The sequence below is a fragment of the Roseburia sp. AM23-20 genome, assembly GCF_003470905.1.
Taxonomy (GTDB): Bacteria; Bacillota; Clostridia; order Lachnospirales; family Lachnospiraceae; genus Roseburia; species Roseburia rectibacter.
This window is the reverse complement of record NZ_QRHS01000004.1, coordinates 73,060-95,591: the sequence shown is the minus strand read 5'-3', so window position 1 is coordinate 95,591 and position 22,532 is coordinate 73,060. Positions and strand designations below refer to the sequence as shown.

The following is a 22,532-nucleotide window of genomic DNA, read 5'->3' as shown; positions in this document are numbered from 1 at the left end:
GATTGACATATAAGAAAAAAGGAGAAACACAATTATGATATTTGAGACACATGCACATTATGATGATGAACGGTTTGAAGAGGACAGAGAGGAATTGATCACATCCATGCCAGAACGTGGCGTTGGAACGATCATCAATGTCGGTGCATCGATCGAATCCACCAAAACAACACTTGCGCTGTCAGAGCGGTATGAATTTGTTTATGCGGCAGTCGGAGTGCATCCAAGTGATATCAGTGGTCTGAATGAGGAAACATTTGCATGGCTGAAAGAGCAGACCAAAAGAGAAAAAGTGGTTGCAGTTGGAGAAATCGGGCTTGATTATTACTGGGATAAGGAGCCGGAAATACAAAAACAGCAGCGATACTGGTTTGCTGAGCAGATGAAGTTAGCGAGGGAAGCATCACTTCCTGTAATCATTCATTCGAGGGATGCGGCAGCAGATACCATGGAAGTGATGAAATCTGTATATGCGGAGGAAATTCCGGGAGTCATCCACTGTTATTCTTATTCGAAGGAGATGGCACAGGAATTTATAAAAATGGGATATTATATCGGTGTCGGAGGTGTTGTGACTTTTAAAAATGCCAAAAAGTTAAAGGAAACCGTACAGGAAATCCCGCTGGAACGAATCCTTTTAGAAACCGACTGTCCATATATGGCACCGGAGCCGCATCGCGGAGAGAGGAATGATTCATCCTATATCCCGTTTGTGATCGCCAAGATTGCAGAACTAAAAGGAATCACACCGGAAGAAGTGGAGCAGGTGACCAGGGCGAATGCAGAACGGTTATTTCGTATAATGTAATTTATGTTCTGTACATGATAAAAAGTCTATGTTATCATAGCACCATAAACTGGTTGCGTAAAAGAGCGTAATCACAAACCTAAAAGAGTTATAGGAAGAAGGGAAAAAGATGATATACAATCAAAATTACATAGGAGAGATTATTTGAGGTGGTAAATTTCGTTGCAACCACGCACCCTATGGGTTAAAAGAGATGCAGGAGCCGCGACGCCTGCCAAATAATCTCTTTCATCTATAAAGAGAGGCTCTGTTTATGGTAACAGGGCTTTATTTTTTACCAAGTTCGGGGGTATCATTCCAGAAGCGCTTCGGGATATTCTGCGCTTGGAGTCCTGGATTGATCCGTGCCTGGATGGCGATGTGGTCGAAAAAGGTCTGCCACAGCTTCTGGTATTTGGTCTCTCTGTCGGAGGTATGTTTTAAAAGCTCCTGATCTATACCGGAAGCGTCCACTAACATAAAATTCTTTCCGGCGGCGTGAACTGCGGCAAGCTGGCGGTTCTCGTCATATATCATAAAATTCTCCTGCGGGAGACGATCGGTAAAGTGCTCTGCCAATATCGGCAGGGCATTATTTTTGGGGTGAATCGTGGAAAACAGTACACCATTTTCCAGTTCTGAAAAACGAAGAAAACCGAGCAGGTGATGTGCCTCATTTGCTGTGGCACGGGACAGAATAAACAGGCGGTGGACATAAGGATTGGCAAGGTCACAAATGGCGCGTGCTCCGGCGGATGTATTCAGACCAAGTACAAGAGTATGGTAGATGGCGTCCGCTTTGTCTAAGTTATTCTTTTTCTCCGGAACAATGGAAAGAATCGCATTTAAAATGGTATCGTAAAATTCACTGCCAAGTCTGCGCTGTATGGTGCGAGCGACTTTCGATGCTTTATCAGAGGAAGTTACCACATGGATATACTCACAAAATAGTTGATAATTGTCCGGTTCATGACACAGAATGTGGATATCATCGTGGGTGCAGGTGCTTTTTGGGGCACTGGAAGAACTATCAGCCGATGTGCTGCGGGCAGAATATTTTTTGTTTTCTTTTACCTTAAAATCCCATGCATCATAGATGCCGGATAAGATTCCATTGGGGGAATCTTCACAGATAAATGTGTACATATTATAAAATCCTCGTTATAGAAAGCCATTAATGCATCAGATTATTGATCATTAAGATGATGTTACAGCGAAATAGCAGGTTTTAATTTGCCAGCCGCTAAATTATGAATCGCTGTAGGTTCCGTCATCAGGAGAATAAACTGAGCTGCTGGTATCCAGCTTCACGTATTTCACGTGGAATCTGGGTGCGGTCTGCGATCAGGCTGCGGCAGATATAGTCCTCATCTAACTTTGTAGGGTACATCATGTGACCGGAACAGGTAATAAAGTATAGTGCACGTTTTAGTACGACACCGATCTTTTTCAGATCAGAGAAATCGAGCTTATTCATACGTCTTGCCTTTACGATGCGCGAGGCAGACTTTGCACCGATGCCGGGAACACGCAGAAGTGTACGATAATCTGCACGGTTGATCTCTACCGGAAAACATTCTAAATGGCGGAGCGCCCAGTCACATTTGGGGTCCAGATAAATATTAAAATCAGGCCGGTCTTCTGTTAGTAATTCATCTACTTTAAAATCATAATAGCGCAGCAGCCAGTCTGCCTGATAAAGCCGATGTTCCCGTAAAAGAGGCGGACCACCCGGCAAAACCGGCAGATTTGAATTGTGGTTGACATTGACAAAGGCAGAGTAGAACACTCTCTTTAAGTCAAATTTCTGATAAAGCGTTTCGGCAACACGCATAATCTCATAATCGTGTTCCGGAGTAGCGCCAATGATCATCTGGGTGCTCTGTCCGGCTGGAACAAAACGTGGTGCTTTGCGGTAAATGGCAAGCTCGTCTTTATTTTCCGTGATACGGTTCTGAATCTGGCGCATTGGTTTCAAAATAGTGGTTCTGGATTTATAGGGAGCCAACTTCTTTAAGCTGTCAGCAGTCGGAAGCTCTAAGTTGATACTCATGCGGTCGGCAAGAAATCCTGCTTTTTCTACAAGCACAGGATCTGCACCCGGGATAGCCTTGACATGGATATAGCCGTTAAAATGATAGACATTGCGCAGCCGGTAGAGCGTCTGGTAGATCAGATCCATCGTGTAATTTGGGCTGACCATGATGCCGGAGCTTAAGAAAAGTCCCTCAATATAGTTACGCCGGTAAAATTCCATTGTCAGTTCACAGACTTCGTCGGGGGTAAAAGAAGCCCGTTTCACGTCAGAGTTACAATTATTCTGACAGTAGGTGCAGTTGAAAATGCATTCATTGGTAAAAAGTATTTTGAGCAGAGAAATACAGCGTCCATCTGCAGAAAAAGTATGACAGATTCCGCATGCAAGGGAATTTCCCATACCGCTGCCATTGCCGCTGCGGTCTACTCCGCTTGAAGTGCAGGCTACATCGTACTTTGCAGCGTCGGTAAGTATGGCAAGTTTTTCCATAAGAGACATATTTTGCTGAATGTTCATGTTGATCTTCATCTCCATCCTTAAGGTCTTTGTCAAAAATATGATTGTAAGTTATGATCCGGTATTTGCATCAAATATTACGAAACATGTACTGCAAAACAAATGATGGTTTGTTGGGATATGAGTTCCCCGGCGAAGGGTGGTTCCGGGGGATTTCGATTGGCAAATTGCATCAAGCCGGGACTGTTTTGTTCCGTTGTCCGAAAATAAGGCAATCGATTTCACTCTGATTATTATCAGAGTGAAATTAGTCTGCCTGATTTAGTGTTTCTCGGAGTGACGTGTGCGTCTTAAACGCCCCGTCCGGGGGCATTAAGACTTGTGCTGCCGTCCGTGGCAGCACAACACTGTGTTACGAACAGGCAGACTAAGATTGCCTAATTTTCTCCCAAAGTCACAAAACGAATCCCGGCTTGATGCGATTTGCCAGCCGCAAGGTTGTGAACCACCCTTTGCCGGGGAACTCATTTTACAACCTTGGGGGTGCGTAAATTTTGGTAACATTCATTTCAAAAATGTCGCAAAATCTCGATGCAATCTGTTATACTTATGCTTTTAACCATACATACTTGGAATAGTAATCTGCATTATTAGTCTGTTAATTTATGAAATGATTAGTGTAATGCAACAGAGCAGATGAAAATTCAGACAAGTCATTAGGCTGAATATCAATGATACAGCACCTTAGGATTTTAAGCATATTTCCATTCGTGCGAATATCAAAAATCCGCACCTACGCCCCCGATTTTGAGATGAATCGCCCGCCCCAATGGTGTTCATAACCTGAAGTCTGGCATCTTGCGCAAGATGCCACTCACAAGCCTGCGATACACCATTTGGACGGGCGACTCATATCATCAACAAACAAGAACTAATGTTCGATAAAATTAATATAACATATGACAGATTTATTTGCAACAGAAAAATCGAAAATATGTTCGATAAAATATGCGAAAACAAAAGTGTAAGATTGAAAATTTACGAAAACATAACGAAACAGCATGCATTTTATTGAAAATACAGTCGAATATGGTAAAATTGAGTAAATGGGAGGAATTTTTACAGAGGGGGAATTTTGTATGAAATCAATAAAAACCAAGATCATTGTAACTGTAATACTTTGTTCGCTGGTATCAACTTTTATCTGTGGGGCGATCAGTATTGTTAATTCAGTCAGCACTTCTTATGAAGACTCACAGCGGGAGATGCAGCTTAAGTGTGTGAGCCAGAGCAGTGAACTTGATACCATGATGCAGAATGTTTCACAGTCAGTGGAGATGGTATACAGCATTGCAGTTGCCAAACTGGAACATGCAGCATCTTTCCGGACAAGCAAGGATTATGTGGATACTTATACAAAGCAGATGCTTCCTATCCTGATGCAGTCAGCACAGAACACAAAGGGAGCACTTACAGCGTATATCCGTTATAATCCTGAATTTACGGAACCAACAAGCGGGCTTTTCCTTACAAGGAACAACAGTGACAGTGAATTTGAGAGTGTGACGCCAACGGACTTTTCCATGTATGATCCGAGTGATGTGGAGCATGTCGGATGGTATTATATTCCGGTACAGAATGGAAAAGAAACCTGGATGGAACCATATCTGAATTCTAACATTGGAGTATATATGATCTCATACGTTATTCCGATCGAGGTAGACGGCGAGTCTATTGGTATCATTGGAATGGATATTGATTTCAGTGAATTTACAAATACGATTGATTCTTTAAGTATATTTGACAGTGGATATGGATTACTTGTCAATGAATCTGGTAAGGTCATGTATCACAAAGATCTTGAGATTGGAAGTAATCTTGCGGATGCAGACAGCGGACTGCAGTCAGTAGTGGATGCGCTTGGAAATGAGCAGACGGAGGAGACTGCCGTTTCCTATACTTATCAGGGAAAAGATAAGGTCATGTATTATAAGACATTGGAAAATGGCATGAAATTTGTCCTTACGGCACCAAAAACTGAACTGCAGGAAAAATCCAGACAGCTTGCAAAACAGATATTCGGAGGAGCTGCTTTTGCAATGATACTTACCATAATTATCGGTACAGTACTCGGATTTACAATCACAAAGCCGATCACCCAGATCGACGGTATCGTAAAACAGACGGCTGAATTTGAGTTTGCGAGCAATCCGGCAAACCAGCACCTTTATAAAAGAAAAGATGAAACCGGAAGAATGGCGATATCACTTCACAACATGCGCAAGAATCTGCGTCAAATGGTAGCAAATATCCGTCATGTATACACAGATCTGAAAAATACGACAGAACAGCTTTCTGATACAACGAAACGTGTGCGTGAGATGAGCAGCGTCAACACAGATACGACGCAGGAACTTGCAGCAGCAATGGAAGAGACAGCGGCGACGATGGAGACGGTCAACACCACGGTCAGTGACATCAAAGAGCGCGCAACGGATATTGAGCGGTATTCAAAGGAGGGACGGGAGTCTTCTGTTGAGGTAAAGGCACGTGCAGATCAGCTTAAGTTAAAGACACAGGCTGCAAGCGAAAAAACGGTTCAGATGTACGAAAATGTACAGCAGAAAACAGAAGCTGCCATGGAGCAGGCAAAAGCAGTAGAAAAGATCAACCAGTTTACACAGGCAATCCTTGAAATTTCAAGTCAGACGAATCTGCTGGCATTAAATGCCTCGATCGAGGCGGCAAGAGCCGGAGAGGCAGGAAAGGGATTCGCAGTTGTTGCAGGAGAGATCGGTAAACTGGCAACCCAGTCATCCACGACTGTCGGCAGTATTAATGAGATCATAGCTGAGGTCAATGAGGCTGTGGCGAATATGACAGGATGCTTAAAAGAGAGCACAGATTTCTTAGAGCAGACGGTGCTTAAAGATTATGAGGATTTTATGGGAGTTGCAGACCAGTATACAAAGGATGCGACGGTGTTCGATGATGACATGTCTGCCATCAGCGGACAGATCAATACACTGTTAAAATCTATTGTTGAAATCGCGGATGCCATGCAGGGTGTCAGCTCGACGGTTTCCGAGGCGGCTGACGGTGTGGCGGATATCGCACAGAAAACACTTGAGGTTTCCGGAATTGTGCAGGGAAATGAAAAGCTCGTGGATAATAACCGTGAGAATATTGTCCGTTTGAACAGCGTCATTGAAATGTTCCACGATGAAAAATAAATCTTTGCCTTATATATGATTTTTGTATATAATGAGAGACAGGGTGTCAGAGACGGACAGACCGTGATGGCATCCTGTTTGCATATTTATGACAATAGGTCTGCCCCTGGAATGCGCAGTCTATTGTATACAATATTTTATGCACAGAAATGGAGAATAGTGTGAAAAATAAGAATTTTCACACGCAGGAATGGAGAATAACATGGATAACGATATTTTTTCACAGTTCCCGGACAGGGAAACATTTGACAAATACTGGAATGAGAATTATGTTCCTGTTACATACGAGGATGTGGCAGTGGTATTTCGCGATTTTGTAAAATCTGCAGAGGGACATATTTATCTTTCTGATTATGAGGAGAAAGGCTGTATTTCCAAGGAAGATTTCAAGGATAATCTTTCTCAGGAGGCGCAGTTTGCTTTTCAGGATGGACTGACGGAAGTATTTTATGATAAAAATCCGGAGCTTTATGAAACGGCATTTGCACTTTTTGAGGAGGCACAGATGACCGGTCAGGGAGATGCAAGTGTGGCACAGACTTTTCATGAGACATTTAACGGGTTGTATACAGAGTTTTTAGATACGCTGTTTGAGGAAATGTTAAGTAACCGGAAAGATTGAAAGGAGTTTTATGGCTACATTAGGGATTCCGCAGAATACGATTGCGGTCTTACAGAAATATCATTTTAATTTTCAGAAGAAATTCGGACAGAATTTTCTGATCGATCCGCATGTGTTAGAGAAGATCGTTGAAGCAGCAGGAGTGACAAAAGAAGATTTTGTCCTTGAGATCGGTCCGGGTATCGGTACGATGACGCAGTATCTGTGTGAAAATGCCAGGGAAGTGGTTGCGGTAGAAATCGATACCAATCTGATCCCGATCTTAGAGGATACACTGAGTGCTTATGATAATGTGACGGTGATCAATCAGGATATTTTAAAACTGGATATCGCAAAACTTGCGATGGAAAGAAATGATGGAAAACCGATCAAGGTTGTGGCAAATCTTCCATATTATATTACAACGCCGATCATCATGGGACTTTTTGAGAGCCATGTGCCGATCGACAGTATTACGGTTATGGTGCAGAAAGAAGTTGCAGACCGTATGCAGGTAGGACCGGGAACAAAAGATTACGGTGCATTGTCTTTGGCTGTGCAGTTTTATGCAAAACCGGAGATTGTTGCGAATGTTCCTCCAAACTGTTTTATGCCAAGACCAAATGTCGGCAGTGCGGTGATCCGTCTGACCAGACACGAAGAAGTACCGGTGCAGGTGGATGATGAAAAACTGATGTTTAGCATTATCCGCGCATCTTTCAATCAGAGAAGAAAAACACTTGCGAATGGATTGTCAAATGCGCCTCAGGTACATCTTTCCAAGGAAGAGATACAGCAGTGCATCGCAGAGCTTGGTGAACCGCTTACGATCCGGGGGGAGGCACTTACATTAGAGCAGTTTGCTACACTTTCCAATATCATTGGAAGCAGACAGAAAAAATAAAATAGCATCAAAAAGGAGAAGATTATGGACGAAAATCAGAACATGAACAATGGACAGCAGACTTATGGGAACCAGCAGTATAACAATGGACAGCAGACCTATGGGAACCAGCAGTATAACAATGGACAGCAGACCTATGGGGACCAGCAGTATAACAATGGACAGCAGATGTATGGAAATCCGCAGTACAACCAGAATACCTGGGCACCGCAGGAACAGCATGGACCGGTTTCAGATATTTTCTGTTATCTGTTACTGATCATAATGCCATTGCGGGAGATCATCAGCATGGTTTCTGCCTCATCCATATTTCAGTCGATGACATATGAAAGCATTATGGATGGCAGCTATATGAATGTGATGTACAGTGGAAATTATGTTATATTTTCCCTGCTCAGTTATGCATTGCTTGCAGCATTTATTATTTTTGTGGTAATCGATATTGTAAAGATCAATAAGCAGAATTACAAAATACTTGGACTGATCTTGTTTGCAATCTTTTTAAAACCGGGATATTATGTGTGGCGTGCACATCTTCTGAAACGAAAAATGGCGTTTCCGATCGTGTACACAGTACTGTATTCTTTACTCATCATAGCTGAGATCGGATTTTCCATGATGCAGGCATTTGGTCTTGTAATGAATATGATGTAAAAAATCTGAATGAGAAGTCTCTCTGTTTCATATATTAAATGGACAGGGAGATTTTTTTATGGGAAGACGAAGAAAAAAACGTACAAATTCCTGGTTTACAGGAATCTGTCTGATACTGTTATTGCCGGTTTTTATCACGACACTGATGCAGAGAATGCGGTTGGAAAATCTTATATATGGAAAAGATGGAGTGCAGGAAGTCTTTACTACAGCCGATAGTGAAAAAAATATGGAGGGAGAAATCCGGCAGCATCTGGAAAACAGGAAGAGTCTATTAGCGGAACAGACAGAGACGACAGACGATGGCAGGAAAGAAGAGGATGACGCAGTTGAGATAAAGATTTTACAGATTGTGGCACAGGAAATTGGTGTCGATAAGCCGCCGGAAACAATAAAGGCACAGTGTGTGATCGCCAGAACGAATCTGTATGATGCAATGCAGGCAGGTACAAAGGAGCCGGAGAAAATGACACCGGAGCGCCAGCAGGAATTATGGGGAGAAAATTATGATAAAAATTATCAAAAACTAAAATCCTGCGTGGAGGCAACGGCGGGGGAGGTGCTTTTATATGATGGAACTTACATATATGCAGCGTATCACGCAATTAGCAGCGGACGGACACGCAACATGTCAGAACTATATGAAGATGCAGACATGCCATATCTGGTTATGTCAGAATGTCATGCAGATACCACTGCGGAAGGTTATCTTTCTGTGTTTTATTATGAAAAAGAGGAGTTTCTGGAGAAATGCCGGGCAGCGTATCCTGATGCAGAACTGACAGAACCGGGACAGATTGAGATCAAAAGCCGTGATGCAGCAGAATATGTGACAAAAATCAATGTTGCCGGAGAGACATATGATGGAGAACAGTTCCGTCATGCTTTAGAGCTTCCATCGGCGTGTTTTTCAATCACAGAAATGGATGGTCATGTACGTATCGTGGCAAAGGGAATGGGGCACGGATTTGGCTTAAGTCAGAATACAGCAGAAGAACTCGCAAAAGAAGGGTATGCTTACCGGGAGATACTTGAATATTTTTATAAAGGAGCCGTGATCGGGCAGGCTGGGGATTTATAGACAGGAAATAAAAAACAATCGTATAAACCATCCGGAATGTGGAAACACTATGGTTAAAAATAAATAATGGATGGTGAGAAATAATGAAAAAGAAAGGTTTTTTTGGGTACAGACAATATGTAATTGCAGGATTGCTGATCGCTTTAGCAGCGGTTGGAACGACCGCCCTATACAGCAGCAGACAGGAAGAAAAACGGGAGCAGATGGAAGAAGAACTTGCGAGAGAAATGCAGAAGCAGTCAGATGACATTGCAGCGCAGGAAGATTCGGAGCAGTCTGCAGAAGCATCCGCTCTGGTTCCACCCAGACAGTCTTATGATGAGATGGAGAATGAATTAGACGACCCTGCAGTGACAGCAGAAATCGCAGAGGAAGATGATACAGCAGAAACAGAAGAGTCAGAAGAGACGGAGCAGCAGACCGTTCAGACCGCAAATACGGCACAGTCACTTCATTTTTCCGAGGAACTGCTCTGGCCGATGGAAGGTAATGTCGTCATTAATTACAGTATGGATTCCACAGTTTATTTTCCGACACTGGATCAGTATAAGTATAATCCGGCAGTGATCATCGCAGGAGAAGTCAACGGTAAAGTCTATGCCGTTGCAAAAGGGCAGATCAAGAGTATTAAAAATGATGAGGTAACAGGCTGTACGGTTACAGTTGATCTGGGTGATGGTTATGAGGCAGTTTACGGTCAGTTAAAAGAACTGAATTTTGCAGAGGGAGATTATGTGGAGGCTGGACATGTATTAGGTTATATCGGTGAGCCGACAAAATACTTTACCGTAGAGGGAAGCAATCTGTATTTTGAGCTTGATAAAGATGGAATACCGGTTGATCCGATCGCATATTTCGAATAAAAGAATCAAATAAAACAAAAAGCATTCTTCCTTGAATAAGACACAGTTCTATTTTATAATAAAAGATAGTATTCTTTTTATAGGAGAAAATCTTAGAAAAAATGCCTGGTGTGGAAGGAGAGGAGGCAGTGCACATGGAATATGACGGATATGATGAAGTTGTCCGTGCATGGATACAGGGAGTGTACGACAGCCGGGGAAACGATGCGAAACGGACATTGAAGTTTTGTTATGATATCGAACAGTATGCATTGAAAAAAAACGATGCAAAATTGCTTGGATTTGCATACTACTACAGTGCAGAGACCTATTATCTGTTAAATGAAAGTGAAAAGTTCTTTTTCTGCATTACCAAAGGCGTATCTTATCTGAATGAATCCAATCAGTGGAAGCTAGTGGCGCGTGCATATAATCTGATGGCAATTACAGCGATCAATCGGGGAAATGAGCCAATTGCGCTTGATTATTATCTGACCGGATTAAATTTCTGCACAAAATATCAGTTAAAAGAAGAGGAAACCATGATAGATATTAATCTTGGAAATTTATATCTATCATGTGGACAATATTTAGAAGCACAGAGATATTTTGAACATTGCGGACAGCATGTAAAAAAATATGTGAATGATGACAGAAACAATCGTCTGATCACCTGTGTTTATATTGGCATGGGAACAGGTTTTTTGTTCCGTGACATGCCGGATCGGGCAGCACATTATGTGGAGCTTATTTCTGACGAGTGCGCAGGTCGGATTGATGGCATAGAACTCCTTAGTTTTCGCTGTTTTAAGGCACGTGTATGTCATGCGACTGGAAAGGCAGAGGCACGTGATGAATGTATCCGGTTAATCTGTGAGGAGATCAATACAGATATTCCGATCATGGATATTTTCGGAGATCTTTATGAAATCAGCCAGCTGCTGCTTGATATAGGAAATGATGATGCTTTTTTGCGGGTTATGGGAATCTTAGAGCCATTGACGTGGCAGTCAAAGATTGTTAATCTGCAGAGACAGATCATTTCCTTAAAGATCAAGTTTTACCGTATGCATAAAAATAATGATGCATATTTAGAGGCAGCAGGGCAGTATTATGAGTTGTCTGAGGTCATGGAAAAAGAAAAGCAGGCGATGATCGCAAATATGCTTGATGTCCGTGAATCTTTAGAGCGTGCAAATAAAAAAAGACGCGAGATCGAAGAAGCAAATATCAGACTTCAGGAAAAATCAGAAACGGATGCACTGACACGTTTAGCAAACAGATTCCGTCTGAATGATTATTTAGACAACGCATTTGAACGGGCACAGTCGGATCAGACAGCACTTGCGATGGAGATTTTGGATATTGATTATTTTAAGCAGTATAATGATAATTACGGACATCAGGCAGGGGATGAGTGCATTAAGCGGATTGCCGGACAGCTTGAGATGATGCAGAATGACAGGATTTTCTGTGCAAGGTATGGTGGGGATGAGTTTATTATCCTTTACCAGAACATGACAGAAGAAGAAGTCAGACATGCGGCAGAAGGGTTGAGACAGAGGATTATGGATCTTGCGATCCGGCATGCATATTCGCAGGCAATGTCTATTGTGACGATCTCCCAGGGAATCTGTTATGATATTCCGAAAGATGATACAAAAAGCTGGGACTTTTTACATGCGGCGGATGCAATGCTTTATCATGTTAAGAAAAAATCCAGAAATGATCTTGCAATGGGACATTTAGCGGATGCAAGCGATAAATAAAACAGGAAACATTTCTGAAAATGCGGCATAGAATATAACAGATACAAACAAAAATCCGCAATCGAGTTTTTCACACGGAAAACCGGAAGTAAAAATTGATGCAGTAGAATGGATAAGATACAGGATTGTCGATTGCTTTTAAATAGGAAGTAATACCCGGACCAGAGGCCTTGTGACAGATTCTGCCAGATGTCGTGGTTTGGGGTACATAATTCCCGAAAATCCGCGGTTGAAATGAACGTTGAACCGGGGAATTTCTTGACAAAAGTACGGGCACCGTGTTATCATTCAGACTGTTGCGCTTATGGGGGCTGTTGATCAGCCCCTTGTTTTACGCGCGCCTATGGCGCACGTTTCTATAGAAAGGAAATATATGGAAACAGTTAGATTCGACCAGTTAGATTTATATCCGCAGGTATTGCGTGCAATAGCAGAAATGGGATTTGAAGAGGCAACACCGATACAGAGTCAGGCAATTCCAGTTGTGATGTCCGGTGTAGACGTCATTGGACAGGCACAGACAGGAACAGGAAAGACAGCATCATTTGGAATCCCGGTACTGCATAAAGTAGATCCGAATAATAAAAAAACACAGGTTATCATCTTATCACCTACAAGAGAACTTGCAATTCAGGTGGCAGATGAGATCCGTAAACTTGCAAAATATATGCATGGAGTGAAAATCCTTCCGGTATACGGCGGACAGGAGATCAGCCGTCAGATCAAAGCGTTGAAGGGTGGAGCACAGATTATTATCGGTACACCGGGACGTGTCATGGATCATCTGCGAAGAAAAACGATCCGCTGTGAGGCAGTGAATACGATCGTACTTGACGAAGCGGATGAAATGTTAAACATGGGATTCCGTGAGGACCTTGAAACAATTTTGGAGTATATTCCGGAAGAAGGCAGACAGACAGTATTATTTTCTGCTACCATGCCAAAGCCAATCTTGGATATTACCAAAAAATATCAGCATGACGCGGTGACGATCAAAGTAGTAAAAAAAGAGCTGACCGTTCCAAATATCGAGCAGTATTATTATGACGTAAAGAGAAAAGACAAGATCGAAGTTTTAACCAGACTCCTTGATTATTATAATCCGAAACTTTCCCTTGTGTTTTGTAATACAAAACGTATGGTGGATGAACTTACCGAGGAATTGCAGGGACGCGGATATTTTGCTGAGGGACTGCACGGAGATATGAAGCAGACACAGCGAGATCGTGTAATGCGCGGTTTCCGTACCGGAAAGACAGAAATACTGATCGCTACTGATGTTGCAGCGAGAGGCATCGATGTAGATGATGTGGAAGCGGTATTTAATTATGATATTCCGCAGGATGATGAATATTATGTACACCGTATCGGAAGAACAGGACGTGCCGGAAGAACAGGACGTGCATTTACTTTCGTCAAAGGAAAAGAAGTATACAAATTAAAAGATATCATGCGTTACTGCAAGACCAAGATCGTTGCAATGCCGATCCCGTCCACGGATGATGTGGCACAGATCAAGGCTGAGAAGGTCATGGAAGAAATCGGAAGAATTATCGACGAGGAAAATTTGAAAGATACGATCGATATCATCGAAAAGCAGATCAATGAATCCGATTATACCGCAATGGATATTGCAGCGGCATTTTTAAAACAGGCACTTGGTCAGATCAATCTTGATAATGACAGAGATGATTCTTTTGAATTTGATAATACCGGAGCGGAAGAGGGCATGGTGCGTCTGTTTATCAATATTGGTAAAAAAGACCGCGTAAAACCAGGCGATATCTTAGGTGCTGTTGCAGGTGAGTCCGGCATGCCGGGTAAACTTGTCGGAGCGATCGATATGTATGATAAATATACATTCGTGGAAGTGCCGAGAGAATATGGCAAAGAAGTTTTAGAAGCTATGAAAAATGCAAAGATCAAGGGTCGTTCCGTTAATATGGAGCCGGCAAACCAGAAATAAAAAGTTTAAGTCCATGAGTGAAAATATTTCCGGTCAAAAAAATCCCGTGGGAAATGATTTTATAAATCAGTTTCTCACGGGATTTTTTTGTTATAGGGTTGTGAACCACTTTTTTACACCCGAAACTTCGTAGAAGATTACTGCCCAATTTTACTTACGATCGTGCGGTTGATCTTTACTAAGAAGAAGGCAGTTGCACACACAGATACCAGCTCGGCGATCGGAAATGCCCACCATACCAGATTGACATTGCCGGACTGTGCTAACAGGTATGCTGCCGGGAGCAGGATCACTAACTGTCTTGCAATGGATATGCACATACTGTAGACTGCTTTTCCAAGTGCCTGAAAAATACTGCTGCAGGAGATTCCAAAGCCGGCAAGCAGGAAACTTAAACTGATGATACGCAGCGCAGGGACACCGATGGAAAGCATTGTGTCGGAAGCCTGAAACATGGAGAGAAGCTGCTTTGGAAAGAGCTGGAATAAAAGCAGGCCGACTGCCATGATGCTGACTGCGTAGGCAACGCAGTGTTTTAAAGTTTTTGTGACACGCTCTTTGTTTCCGGCACCGTAGTTGTATGCCATAACCGGGATGACACCGTTGTTTAAACCAAAAGCCGGCATAAATACGAAGCTCTGCAGTTTAAAGTAAACGCCGAACACCGCGGTTGCAGTGGAGGAAAACGCGATCAGGATACGGTTCATACCGTAGTTCATCACGGAACCGATCGCCTGCATTACAATAGAAGGAACACCGATCACATAAATCTGTCCGATAATATTTTTGTCCGGGCGGAAATGGTGCAGGTCAATCTGTACTTCCTTATTTTTTGTGTGGTTTAAAACAACTGCCAAAATACCGGCAATCATCTGTCCGATGACGGTTGCAGCAGCAGCACCGGAAATGCCCATTTTCGGGAGACCAAACAGACCAAAGATGAGAACCGGATCGAGAGCGATATTGATGATCGCACCGACACCCTGTGTATACATGGTATAAATGGTTTTTCCGGTTGCCTGCAGCATACGCTCAAACATAAGCTGCGTAAAAATACCGAAAGAAAGACAGCAGCAGATCGTCAGATACTGTTTTCCGTAAACAATGATTTCTTCAATATCTGTCTGGCTGCGGAAAAACGGCTCTGCGAAAAACAGACCGATGATCAAAAAGAGCAGATAGCTGACAACAATTAAAAATACAGCGTTTTCTGCGATCTTATTCACTTTTTCTGTATCCTTTTCTCCTAAGGAGCGGGCTAAAAGTGCATTGACACCGACGGCGGTTCCGACACCGACAGCGATCATAAGGTTCTGGATCGGGAAAGCCATAGATACGGCAGTCAGTGCATTTTCACTGATCATGGCAACAAAAATACTGTCAACAATATTGTAGAGTGCCTGCACAAGCATGGAGATCATGATCGGCAGGGACATTGAGATAATAAGTTTGTCAATCGGCATGACGCCCATTTTATTTTCTTCCATATAAAAAGCTCCTTTGTAAAAATTTCCATAATTTACTCCCGGAAAATAAAAAACTTCCGGGAGTGCTACTTTCCTATATTATCATTCCTTTTACGGGAACACAAGCGGTAACTTCATCAAATCTTAATGTTTTGACTGATTGGAAATTCATAATTATTCCGTTACAATAAGAGCATGATCATAAAGAGACAGGTTTATGTAAAAATCTATCAGAAACCTGCGGAAAAGGGGACAACATGTACAGTATACTGGTGTGCGATGATGAAAAAGATATTGTTTCGGCATTAAAAATCTATCTGATGGCAGATGGCTATCAGGTATTTGAGGCATATAACGGAAAAGAAGTGCTTGAGGTGTTAAAGTCGCATGACATCCATCTGGTACTGATGGATATCATGATGCCTGAGATGGATGGAATCTCTGCCATGGTAAAAATCCGGGAAACAAGCAATGTTCCGGTGATCTTACTGACGGCAAAAAGTGAAGATACAGACAAAGTTTTAGGACTCACGGTCGGAGCGGATGATTATATCACAAAACCATTTAATCCGGTGGAAGTTCAGGCACGTGTGAAATCACAGCTCAGACGCTATATGCAGCTCGGAGGCGGAGCCATCAGAAAAGATGTTCTCTCGATCGGCGGGATCGAACTTGACGACCGCAGCAAAGAGGTGTCGCTTGATGGCGAAAAAATCTCGCTGACGCGCACGGAATACGATATTTTAAAACTTCTGATGGAGCATCCCGGAGAGGTGTTTTCCCCGAATCAGATTTACGAGCAGGTATGGCAGGACAATCCATACGGAACAGAGAATACCGTAGCAGTACATATCAGACATCTGCGGGAAAAAGTAGAATATAATCCGGCAGAGCCGCGGTATCTGAAAGTTGTGTGGGGACGTGGTTATAAAATGGAAGGACAGGTGTAAAAAGTGGAAAAGTGGAAAGGTTCGATCATGGCAAAGATCATTGCCTGGATCGTGCTGAGTGCAAGTGCACTTTGTTTTATATTTGGTGCGGCAGGCTCAGTTTTTATGATAGAGGAAGGTGTTTATAACAATTCAAAAGATGATATAAGAAAGCAGTGGTTTGAACAGGTATCCTTTCAATATGGGTTGTCTGCAATCGATGATCTAAGGAGAGAGCGGACAGAAGGTATGGATACAAGTCCGTATTTTAAATATGGAATTATCAAGGCAGAGAGCTTGGACGGAATCGACTTAAACGATGAGAAATCGTATGCAGTCCGCAATTTTTCCGATAAGATAAGCATAGATGATGTATATACGAACAGTGTGGAGCTGTCGGATGAGGATCAGATCGTTTATACAAATGGAAATTTCCTGACCGGCGGCGGTGTGGAACTCATGTATTCCGGGGATAATTCATATGTCAGCATTTATGCGGACCGGATCTGTTATGATGAAGCGAAAGGCATTTTTGTATATCTGGCAGGAAATGAGTATTACCCGGTGCAGCAGATCGAGGTGGAATCAGAAAAATCCGGCAATCTGATTTTTACTTATGATGCAGAGAAAAAAATGTACCGGAATGAGCAGACACAGACAACAGACAGCGGGTTTATGACAGATGGGACAGGAGAGTATGATATAGCAGAATCTACAGAATCCTCCATCACGGATGTGGCAGGTGAGTATGTTTCTGCAGAGTCAACGGAAGAAACAATTACGGATGTAAAGGAAAACGAAAAAGTTGCAGCAGAATCCACAGAAGAACCGATTAAAATGGATGTGCTGGATCAGGAATATATCACATTTGATATGCTTGATGGCACACAGTGGGATGTGAAAAACTGGGATTATCTGCTGTTAGACGGTGTTCGTGGGATATCCATGGATGAGATTGACCGGGTAGATTCCTCTGAAAAAAACGCGGAAAATGCAGATATTTCTTATACAACATATGGTGATTATTATCTGGATGGTAATTATACACTCTGGGTAAATATGGGGCAGAAGACACCGAAAATCACTTATCAGTTGATCGTACTTCTTCCGCAAAATGTGGGAACAGACAAGAACAGCACAGACTGGTATGTACAGGCAAATACCCTGCTGGATTTTGTATACAGCATGCGCTATACAGCGCTGGTTGTGATGTTTTTCAGTTTTATCATCGGAGTTGCAGCGTTTGTATTTCTGATGTGCGCAGCGGGACACCGTAAGGGGACAGACAAGATTGTTACGACCGTCTGGGATCACATGTGGTTTGATGTTTTTGCAGTACTTATTGTGCTGGCAGAGGTATTTATATTTTACGTGGCATTTATGTTTCTGGCAAATATAGATATTATGTATCTGCCATTTATCCTGTTTGTGACTGCGATTGCAAGTCTTTGTATGGGATGGCTGCTGTTACTGTTTTTATTGAGTTTTGCAGTGCGGGTAAAACTTGGAAAATGGTGGAGACATACTCTGTGTTACCAGATCTGCAGCAAAATCAGAAAATTTTTTCATATGATATGGGAAAATATTGGATTTTTATGGAAAGTGATTTTAGTCATGCTGGTGCTTGCGTTTCTTGAAGGAATTGCAGTGCTCATGTTTTTGAATACAGGCATTGCTTTCTTTCTCTGGCTGGTGGAAAAACTGATTTTATATCCACTCATTCTGTGGTACTGCGTACAGTTAAATCAGTTAAAAACCGGAACGGAAAAAATTGCAGGCGGCGAGCCGGGCTATCAGATCGGTACAAAGCATATGACCGGTATATTTAAGGAACAGGGAGAGCAGATCAATCACATCAGTGATGGCATGACGCATGCGATCGAGGAGAGGATGAAGAGTGAACGGTTTAAGACAGAACTGATCACAAATGTTTCCCACGATATCAAGACACCGCTGACATCTATCATCAATTACGTTGATCTGTTGGAAAAAGAAGATCTGCACAACGAGACAGCGCAGGAATATTTAGAGGTATTAGATCGTCAGTCGGGACGTTTAAAGAAATTGATCGAGGATCTGATCGAGGCATCAAAGGCATCTACCGGAAACCTTCCGGTACATTTGGAAAAGTTGGAAGCCGGAATATTTATGACGCAGACCGTCGGGGAATTTGAGGAAAAGACAAAAGCTGCAGGACTTGATCTTGTGATCGAAAAGCCGGATACACCAGTCTATATTATGGCAGACAGCAGACATTTCTGGCGTGTTATCGATAATCTGATGAATAATATCTGCAAATATGCCCAGAACGGAACGCGTGTCTACATCAACCTTGAGGTAAAAGAGGCACAGGTGTCCATCACCTTCCGCAATACTTCAAAATACCCGCTCAATATCAGCAGCGAAGAACTGATGGAGCGTTTTGTGAGAGGCGATGAATCCAGAAATACGGAAGGAAGCGGACTTGGACTTTCCATTGCAAACAGTCTGATGGATCTTATGGGTGGCACATTCCGTCTGTATGTGGATGGAGATCTGTTTAAGGTTGTGCTCGGATTTGCCGAGGCAAAAGAGAAAAAAGATGAAATCTAATTACCAGAAAGCATGGATGTCCGGAGGGCACCATGCTTTTTGTCTTGAACTTTGTTATTTGACGTTAGCATTTGTAGATTTTGCTGTTAAAATCAGATTGTGAAAAGGAATACCGGAGGGTATAAAGCTGACGTTAGATAACGATACTTTTGAAAACACTGGAAAATCAAGGTTTTTCGAGCGACGGACAAGCCGGGTATTGTACTAAAAACTGAATACGACGCAAAAGCGGCGTTTCCCACTCTCTACACAGGGAGAACAGGAACGCCGCTTTTTTCATGCCCTTTGTTACGCAGTAGGGGCAGAAAAAGCCTTGCTACAAGCGGCTTTCCGGGCGCGTATCTGGCGCGGCAAGGGATTTATACCTTATCCCCCGAAACCGCGCTTCTACTGCGTAACAAATCCACAGCAAAAGGAGTGATTTACTATGGCAGTTTTCAGAGTGGAACGGAACAAGGGCTACACCGTAATGAGCAACCACCACCTACGCAACAAGGAGCTTTCCTTAAAGGCAAAAGGGCTGTTGTCGCAAATGCTGTCACTCCCCGAAGATTGGGACTACACCTTGAAAGGCTTATCCCTTATCAACCGGGAGAAGATAGACGCTATCCGCGAAGCCATTAAGGAGCTTGAACGCGCCGGGTATATCGTTCGGTCAAGGGAGCGCGACGAGAAAGGACGCTTGCGGGGCGCGGACTATGTGATATTCGAGCAGCCGCAGCCGCCTACGCCGGATTTACCTACATTGGAAAATCCAACATTGGATAATCCAACGCAGGAAAAACCAACATTGGAAAAACCTACGTTGGAAAATCCAACGCAATTAAATAAAGATATACAAAGAACTGACTTACCAAAAAAAGAAAAATCAAATACAGATTTATCAAGTACCCATTCCATTCCTATCCTTTCCCCTAACCCCTCTCCTTGCAGAGAAGCGGCTACGCCGCCGGAACGGAAAGGAACGGAAGCGGCAGCACAGAGCGCAGTTGATATATACCGGGAAATCATCAAGGACAATATCGACTACCACATTCTCAAACAGGACATGAAGTTTGACGGGGACAGGCTGGACGAGATTGTAGACCTCATGCTTGAAACCGTATGCACCGCCAGAAAGCGGGTACGGATTGCGGGGGACGACTACCCGGCAGAGCTTGTGAAATCTAAGTTTATGAAACTGGACGGCGAGCATATCCGCTTTGTGCTTGACTGTATGCGGGAGAACACAACGAAAATCCGCAACATCAAGCAATATCTGAAAGCAGCCCTTTTCAACGCCCCGTCCACTATCGGCAATTATTACACTTCCCTTGTCGCCCATGACATGGCAAGCGGCGCACTGTCACCGAAGAAGCCGCAGTACGGCGACCCGGACTATTATTCATTCAAACCGGGCGAAAGCCTGTAAAACAACAAAAGGAGGATTTTATTATGGCACAGAAAATGACAGGAGCATTGGTATTTGACGAGCGCACCGACCGTTACGACATTCGCTTTGACTTAAACAGCTACTACGGGGGCTTGCATTGCGGTGAGTGCTTTGACGTATTCGTGCGGGGCAAGTGGAAGCCGACCCGGATTGAGTACGGCGACAACTGGTATCTTGTGGGTATCAGAGCCGAGGACTTGAACGGGCTGCGGGTGCGTATCTGACCGCCGCCCCATAAAGAAACGCGAAAGGAGGACGCGAGGAATTGCAGGACGAAGTAAACGAAAAGACCATAGCCCTTTACATCAAGACCGGGAAGCTGACCGCCCAGACGCTCCAAAAGGCAATGAAAGCCATACTGTCAAAGGGCAAAAAGCAGCTTGCAAAACCGCCACAGGGAAAGCAGAGCTTAAAGCAGCTTATGAAGCAGAACGCGGGCGTTTCCAACATTGAGATTACCGAGGGCAATATCAAAGCCTTTGAGAGTACGGCGAAAAAGTACGGTATCGACTTTGCGCTGAAAAAGGACGCAACGGAAAGCCCGCCCCGCTATCTGGTTTTTTTCAAGGGGCGGGACGCGGACGTGCTGACCGCAGCCTTTAAGGAGTTTTCCGCAAAGAAGCTGACACAGGAGAAAAAGCCCTCTATCCGAAAGCTGCTCTCTACGCTCAAAGAAGCCGCACAGGGCAAGAACGCGGAACGGGCAAAGGTCAAGAACAAGGACAGGGAGGTATCGCTATGAAGCCGGAAATCAAGAAGCTGCTTATCCTAAATCTCCCGTATCTGCTCTTTGTCTGGCTCTTTGATAAAGTGGGCGCGGCTGTCCGTCTATCCCCCGGCGCGGACGCAAGCGCAAAGCTGCTACATCTTGGGGACGGTTTTACCACCGCCTTTTCCAGTATCGCGCCGAGCTTCCACCCGGCAGACTTACTTATCGGCATTGCGGGGGCGGTCATTGTCCGGCTGATTATCTACACCAAAGGCAAGAACGCGAAGAAATACCGCCGCGGGACAGAATACGGTTCGGCGCGTTGGGGCGGGGCTGACGACATAAAGCCGTACACAGACCCGGTATTTGAGAACAATATCCCCTTAACGCAGACGGAACGGCTCACCATGAACAGCCGCCCGAAGCAGCCGAAATACGCAAGAAACAAAAATATTCTTGTAATCGGCGGTTCCGGCAGCGGCAAGACCCGGTTCTTTGTGAAACCGTCGCTCATGCAATGTACGTCAAAGGATTTTCCAACGTCGTATATCGTCACTGACCCGAAAGGAACACTGATTTTGGAAACCGGGAAAATGTTGCAGCGGTACAAATACCGTATCAAAGTGCTAAATACGATTAACTTCAAAAAATCCATGAAATACAATCCCTTTGCCTATCTGCGGAGCGAAAAGGACATTTTGAAATTAGTCAATACCATTATCGCCAACACCAAAGGCGACGGGGAAAAATCCGGCGAGGATTTCTGGGTGAAAGCGGAAAAGCTCTACTACACCGCACTAATCGGCTATATCTGGTATGAAGCCCCAGAGGACGAGAAGAACTTCACGACGCTGCTTGAAATGATAAATGCGTCGGAAGCCCGCGAGGACGACGAGGATTTCCAGAACCCGGTTGACCTCATGTTTGAACGTCTGGAAGAAAAAGACCCGGAACATTTTGCAGTCAAGCAGTACAAAAAATACAAACTGGCGGCGGGTGATATATGCTCTAAGTGACTTCTTAATCATGATTTTGTCATGGTTAGTGAAGCAATCACTTAGAGCATTTTTGTT

At 43.5% G+C, this 22,532-nt stretch carries 17 protein-coding genes and 1 pseudogene; 15 read left to right on the top strand and 3 right to left on the bottom strand.

Annotation, left to right across the window (positions count from 1 at the left end; translation table 11 throughout):
• The first annotated feature begins 34 nt into the window (after positions 1-34).
• Positions 35-808 (top strand): TatD family hydrolase, encoded by a 774-nt coding sequence (locus DW650_RS05395; RefSeq protein WP_118209262.1) that lies wholly within the window; start codon positions 35-37, stop codon positions 806-808.
• 267 nt (positions 809-1,075) lie between these two features.
• Here DW650_RS05395 and DW650_RS05390 read toward each other — a convergent pair whose 3' ends face one another.
• Both DW650_RS05390 and DW650_RS05385 read right to left on the bottom strand, forming a co-directional pair.
• Positions 1,076-1,933, bottom strand: a complete 858-nt coding sequence (locus DW650_RS05390; protein WP_118209261.1) for a TIGR03915 family putative DNA repair protein — start codon at positions 1,931-1,933, stop codon at positions 1,076-1,078.
• Positions 1,934-2,060: 127 nt separating this feature from the next.
• Positions 2,061-3,341: a putative DNA modification/repair radical SAM protein gene (locus DW650_RS05385; protein WP_199654202.1), complete on the bottom strand. Its 1,281-nt coding sequence runs from the start codon at positions 3,339-3,341 to the stop codon at positions 2,061-2,063.
• 1,079 nt (positions 3,342-4,420) lie between these two features.
• Here DW650_RS05385 and DW650_RS05380 point away from each other — a divergent pair.
• The 8 genes from DW650_RS05380 to DW650_RS05345 all read left to right on the top strand — a co-directional run bounded on the left by DW650_RS05380 (position 4,421) and on the right by DW650_RS05345 (position 14,331).
• Positions 4,421-6,514, top strand: coding sequence for a methyl-accepting chemotaxis protein (locus tag DW650_RS05380; protein WP_118209259.1), 2,094 nt, complete (start codon positions 4,421-4,423; stop codon positions 6,512-6,514).
• A 202-nt stretch (positions 6,515-6,716) separates the two neighbouring features.
• Positions 6,717-7,136, top strand: coding sequence for a serine/threonine protein phosphatase (locus DW650_RS05375; protein ID WP_243102859.1), 420 nt, complete (start codon positions 6,717-6,719; stop codon positions 7,134-7,136).
• A gap of 10 nt (positions 7,137-7,146) precedes the next feature.
• Positions 7,147-8,019, top strand: coding sequence for a 16S rRNA (adenine(1518)-N(6)/adenine(1519)-N(6))-dimethyltransferase RsmA (gene rsmA / locus DW650_RS05370; protein WP_117920820.1), 873 nt, complete (start codon positions 7,147-7,149; stop codon positions 8,017-8,019).
• A 24-nt stretch (positions 8,020-8,043) separates the two neighbouring features.
• Complete coding sequence (locus DW650_RS05365; protein WP_118209257.1) at positions 8,044-8,673, top strand: hypothetical protein; 630 nt, start codon at positions 8,044-8,046, stop codon at positions 8,671-8,673.
• A gap of 58 nt (positions 8,674-8,731) precedes the next feature.
• Positions 8,732-9,754 carry a SpoIID/LytB domain-containing protein gene (locus DW650_RS05360; RefSeq protein ID WP_118209256.1) on the top strand — a complete coding sequence of 341 codons (1,023 nt, stop codon included), beginning with the start codon at positions 8,732-8,734 and terminating at the stop codon, positions 9,752-9,754.
• 83 nt (positions 9,755-9,837) lie between these two features.
• Complete coding sequence (locus DW650_RS05355; RefSeq protein ID WP_118209255.1) at positions 9,838-10,617, top strand: M23 family metallopeptidase; 780 nt, start codon at positions 9,838-9,840, stop codon at positions 10,615-10,617.
• Between the two features lie 134 nt (positions 10,618-10,751).
• Positions 10,752-12,365: a GGDEF domain-containing protein gene (locus DW650_RS05350; RefSeq protein WP_118209301.1), complete on the top strand. Its 1,614-nt coding sequence runs from the start codon at positions 10,752-10,754 to the stop codon at positions 12,363-12,365.
• A gap of 373 nt (positions 12,366-12,738) precedes the next feature.
• Positions 12,739-14,331, top strand: coding sequence for a DEAD/DEAH box helicase (locus DW650_RS05345; RefSeq protein ID WP_118209254.1), 1,593 nt, complete (start codon positions 12,739-12,741; stop codon positions 14,329-14,331).
• 137 nt (positions 14,332-14,468) lie between these two features.
• Here the strand turns inward: DW650_RS05345 and DW650_RS05340 are convergent, their stop codons facing one another.
• Positions 14,469-15,818, bottom strand: a complete 1,350-nt coding sequence (locus tag DW650_RS05340; protein WP_118209253.1) for an MATE family efflux transporter — start codon at positions 15,816-15,818, stop codon at positions 14,469-14,471.
• Positions 15,819-16,054: 236 nt separating this feature from the next.
• Between DW650_RS05340 and DW650_RS05335 the strand changes: the two genes are divergently transcribed.
• From DW650_RS05335 to DW650_RS19975, 6 genes and pseudogenes are all read left to right on the top strand, one after another.
• Positions 16,055-16,747 carry a response regulator transcription factor gene (locus DW650_RS05335; RefSeq protein ID WP_118209252.1) on the top strand — a complete coding sequence of 231 codons (693 nt, stop codon included), beginning with the start codon at positions 16,055-16,057 and terminating at the stop codon, positions 16,745-16,747.
• A 3-nt stretch (positions 16,748-16,750) separates the two neighbouring features.
• Positions 16,751-19,318, top strand: coding sequence for a sensor histidine kinase (locus DW650_RS05330; protein WP_147403006.1), 2,568 nt, complete (start codon positions 16,751-16,753; stop codon positions 19,316-19,318).
• Between the two features lie 427 nt (positions 19,319-19,745).
• Positions 19,746-20,729 (top strand): DUF6017 domain-containing protein, encoded by a 984-nt coding sequence (locus DW650_RS05325; RefSeq protein WP_002569163.1) that lies wholly within the window; start codon positions 19,746-19,748, stop codon positions 20,727-20,729.
• Between the two features lie 23 nt (positions 20,730-20,752).
• A complete protein-coding gene (locus DW650_RS05320) occupies positions 20,753-20,974 on the top strand; it encodes a DUF5348 domain-containing protein (protein WP_002569164.1) in 222 nt (73 codons plus the stop codon).
• A 41-nt stretch (positions 20,975-21,015) separates the two neighbouring features.
• Positions 21,016-21,492: a PcfB family protein gene (locus tag DW650_RS05315; RefSeq protein ID WP_002569165.1), complete on the top strand. Its 477-nt coding sequence runs from the start codon at positions 21,016-21,018 to the stop codon at positions 21,490-21,492.
• Positions 21,489-22,457: pseudogene (locus DW650_RS19975) on the top strand (type IV secretory system conjugative DNA transfer family protein); the annotation flags it as partial. The gene DW650_RS05315 and the pseudogene DW650_RS19975, both read left to right, overlap by 4 nt.
• Positions 22,458-22,532: the final 75 nt, after the last annotated feature.

Bases quoted from the DNA above. Each gene is read 5' to 3' on its own strand.
- DW650_RS05395 (WP_118209262.1), top strand. From the start codon at position 35: ATGATATTTGAGACACATGCACATTATGATGATGAACGGTTTGAAGAG.
- DW650_RS05390 (WP_118209261.1), bottom strand. From the start codon at position 1,933: ATGTACACATTTATCTGTGAAGATTCCCCCAATGGAATCTTATCCGGC.
- DW650_RS05385 (WP_199654202.1), bottom strand. From the start codon at position 3,341: ATGAACATTCAGCAAAATATGTCTCTTATGGAAAAACTTGCCATACTT.
- DW650_RS05380 (WP_118209259.1), top strand. From the start codon at position 4,421: ATGAAATCAATAAAAACCAAGATCATTGTAACTGTAATACTTTGTTCG.
- DW650_RS05375 (WP_243102859.1), top strand. From the start codon at position 6,717: ATGGATAACGATATTTTTTCACAGTTCCCGGACAGGGAAACATTTGAC.
- rsmA (WP_117920820.1), top strand. From the start codon at position 7,147: ATGGCTACATTAGGGATTCCGCAGAATACGATTGCGGTCTTACAGAAA.
- DW650_RS05365 (WP_118209257.1), top strand. From the start codon at position 8,044: ATGGACGAAAATCAGAACATGAACAATGGACAGCAGACTTATGGGAAC.
- DW650_RS05360 (WP_118209256.1), top strand. From the start codon at position 8,732: ATGGGAAGACGAAGAAAAAAACGTACAAATTCCTGGTTTACAGGAATC.
- DW650_RS05355 (WP_118209255.1), top strand. From the start codon at position 9,838: ATGAAAAAGAAAGGTTTTTTTGGGTACAGACAATATGTAATTGCAGGA.
- DW650_RS05350 (WP_118209301.1), top strand. From the start codon at position 10,752: ATGGAATATGACGGATATGATGAAGTTGTCCGTGCATGGATACAGGGA.
- DW650_RS05345 (WP_118209254.1), top strand. From the start codon at position 12,739: ATGGAAACAGTTAGATTCGACCAGTTAGATTTATATCCGCAGGTATTG.
- DW650_RS05340 (WP_118209253.1), bottom strand. From the start codon at position 15,818: ATGGAAGAAAATAAAATGGGCGTCATGCCGATTGACAAACTTATTATC.
- DW650_RS05335 (WP_118209252.1), top strand. From the start codon at position 16,055: ATGTACAGTATACTGGTGTGCGATGATGAAAAAGATATTGTTTCGGCA.
- DW650_RS05325 (WP_002569163.1), top strand. From the start codon at position 19,746: ATGGCAGTTTTCAGAGTGGAACGGAACAAGGGCTACACCGTAATGAGC.
- DW650_RS05320 (WP_002569164.1), top strand. From the start codon at position 20,753: ATGGCACAGAAAATGACAGGAGCATTGGTATTTGACGAGCGCACCGAC.